This is a genomic window from Rothia sp. HMSC078H08 (assembly GCF_001808955.1).
Lineage (GTDB): Bacteria > Actinomycetota > Actinomycetes > Actinomycetales > Micrococcaceae > Rothia.
Genome location: NZ_KV795254.1, coordinates 183,052 through 186,195, shown reverse-complemented (window position 1 = coordinate 186,195; position 3,144 = coordinate 183,052). Strand labels below are relative to the sequence as shown.

Below are 3,144 nucleotides of genomic sequence, written 5' to 3'. Positions count from 1 at the left end.
GCGGTAACACCATTTACGGTGCGTGCCACTGCGGTGATGTCCTCTTCGAGGGTTCGACCGGCTACCACACGTATTGGAAGGAATCGAAGGCGGTTCACCGTATGCGCCTGGTCGCAGCGTTCGATAAGGATAGCGGCGAAGTCATCGGCGAGTTCAGCCCGGTTCTGAAGGGCGCTAGCGGCTACGGTGTTTGGGAGTCCTTCGTGGATTCTCGCGGCAACCTGTGGGTTGGTGGCGACATTAACCGTTCGCTGGGTGCTAATGGTGAGCAGCGCACTGTCGGTTTTGCTCGTTTTGCTCCTCGCGATGTGACCGCCCCGTCGACTCCGTCGAATCTGTCGGTTCAGCGTGATGGCTCGACCGATAAGCTGTCTTGGTCTGGTGTTCGTGAGAGCGGTGCTCGCTACCAGGTGCTGCGTGATGACCGTGTGATTGCTACGGTCTCGGGCACCAGCTACGAGGTTGAGCATACTGATGGCGCTCGCTACTATGTGCGTTCCATCGATGCGTCTGAGAACTTCTCGGCTTCCACAGGAGCTGCTCAGGCTTAGGCCAGATTGTTGATCTAGTTTCTTTGAGCCGCCGCCTGGTTCGGGCTCTGCAGGGTTTGCGGGGTCCGGGTCAGGCGGCGGTGCACCCGGGGTGTATGCCCTCTATAGTTTTGGTTCGGTCCGGTTTTCCCAGTTTGCTATCTCTTCGCCTCTGCGGCGGCTATGATGGGTTGGGATTCATTGCGTCGGATGGGTTGCTTCCGTCCTTTCCGATGATGGGCTGAATCTTGGTCTGTGGTGTTTCTTCGCTGTTGGTACGACAGAGGAAACTTCACAGATTTTTAGCGTTCCGCTTCGTACGGGTACAGTGCCATTGTTGGCTTCGTGCGTGAGGGGTGGGGCGTATTCATTCAATTTCCGATAACTACACTCACTGATTCCGGCTACAGACTCGCTGTTAGCGCAGTTCATAACGCTTCCCCCTTACCCCGATGCCTGGTCACTATGCTGTGCCTTGTGTGGGGTGGGTGTTGCTGTGTGAATTGCAGTTTTCTGCTGTGTGCCGGTTGAGGTCTCTAGGAGAGACAAATGAATTTTCTTCCGTTCACGCGTGGAGGGCGCGCGCAGGGTGCTGCTTCCTCCGCTTCTGAGGGCTCTCGCGTAGCTTCTCGCTCCGGGTCCCGTGCTTTGGGTGCGGCGGCTGCTTCTTTTGCGATGGTTGCGGCTTCTTTGGGTCCGATTGCTTCGGGCGCGCAGGCTGCTGATGCACGCTACTATGACGGTTCGTCGAGTGAGCGCGCGGCTGCGAGCTGCTGGGAGGTTAAGCAGAATAATCCGCGTGGCAAGAGCGGCGCGTACTGGCTGTACACCCCTGCGATGAGTGCTCCTGAGCAGTTCTATTGCGATCAGGAAACTGATGGCGGCGGCTGGGTTATGATTGGCCGCGGTCGTGAGAGCTGGACTGAGAACTACTACGGTCGCGGTAATGCCGATCAGCTGTATAAGAACCCGACCGGCTTTGATGCGGTGCAGCTCTCCGGCGTGACCGTGAACGCGCTACTGAACGGTACCCGTCCGCAGGATTTGCCCGATGGCGTGCGTTTCCATCGCGCGATGAACGTTGAGGGCACTACCTGGCAGGATTTTAAGGCTCACCGTGATTCCAGTACCGAATGGACTTGGACTTTGCGTTCAAAGATGTTCTGGTCAAATATTTCGGTCAAAAACACCTGGCAGTACAGTAACCGTTATGACTACGCCAACCGTGGTCAGGTGGCTGGTAACATCTTCACCCATGATTCTGATGATTTCCGTTCCCTGAACTTCGAAGAGAAGGCATCGCAGGGCTACAAGCTGGGCTTCACCTACGGTCGCAACGCCAAGATTACATGGTGGACCGAGACCTACCTGATGAACCGTCCTTCGGCGTATATTTACCGCCCGGCGGATGATTCGACCACTCCCCTGGTATTTACTCAGATGTTCTTGCGCCCGAAGGTGACTCAGAACGATTTGGTGGCTAAGGGTCTGCATGATTATGGCCAGCAGGGCGCTGCGGCAAGTAACCGCCGCGCGCTACCCAATAGCTACTCCGAGAAGTGGAAGTGGCGTACCAGCGCTGAGACCGGTACCGGCAAGAAGGGTGAGATGAACACCCAGGTTGAGGCTATCACCGAGGTCGGTGGCGCTGTCTTTACCGGTGGCGATTTCGCGTACGTTGAGTCGGCAAGCGGTGAGAAGGTTGAGCAGGCTTTCTTGGCTGGTTACGAGGTGGGTACCGGCGAGCTGCGCCGTTCCTTCCGCCCGAAGATTAACGGTCAGGTGAAGTCGGTTGAGGCTCTGCCGAACGGCCTGCTTGCTGTGGGTGGTTCTTTCGACCAGGTGAACGGCGAGTACTACAACGGTTTTGTAATTCTGGATCCGCAGACCGGTCAGGTTGCTAAGGACTGGGATATCCGCGTGGTTAGCCGCATTGCTTCCGTACCGGTACAGATTAAGACCCTGCACGTGCGTGATGGCTACCTGTACATTGGTGGTTCCTTCACTCACTTGAAGGGCCAGACCTCCCCCACCTACGCGTATGCGAGGAACCTGGCTCGCATTAAGTTGAGCAACGGTGAGGTGGACTGGAACTGGCGTCCGGTCTTTAATGGCACAGTTAACGGCGTGAGCGCTTCTGAGGGCAATGCCGATGTGTACGTCGCTGGTTACTTCACCCAGCTGAATAACCAGGAGGCGTTCCGTCTCGCTCATATGCAAGGCAGTAGCACGAACCCGGTGGCTTGGCACCACCGTCCTTCATACACCCCCAAGAATGCCCAAACCTGGGATTTGAAAAACGAGCGCAGGATGTGGGGCTTCCAGTTCGATGTTCAGGATGCTGGTTCCTCCGTCTGGGTGGGTGGCACCGAGCATATGATTACCCGTTACGAGAAGAGCTCGATGCGCCGCACCGACAGCGCAATTACTCGTGAGGGTGGTGACTTCCAGGATCTGCATCTGAGCGGTAACACCATTTACGGTGCGTGCCACTGCGGCGATTTCCTCTTCCAGGGTGCAGATACGGTCTATTCGGAGTGGGAGAACGCGACTAACGCTCAGACCATTCGCCTGGTAGCGGCTTTCGATAAGGACAGCGGTAAGATGCTGCCGG

The 3,144-nt window shown here is 56.8% G+C and carries 1 protein-coding gene and 1 pseudogene; both read left to right on the top strand.

Annotated elements, in window-relative coordinates; translation table 11 throughout:
• A pseudogene (locus HMPREF2528_RS04370) lies at window positions 1–551 on the top strand (fibrinogen); the annotation flags it as partial.
• A 528-nt stretch (window positions 552–1,079) separates the two neighbouring features.
• Window positions 1,080–3,144, top strand: a 2,065-nt coding sequence (locus HMPREF2528_RS04365; protein WP_070542652.1) for a fibrinogen-like YCDxxxxGGGW domain-containing protein, incomplete at its 3' end; no start/stop codon positions are given.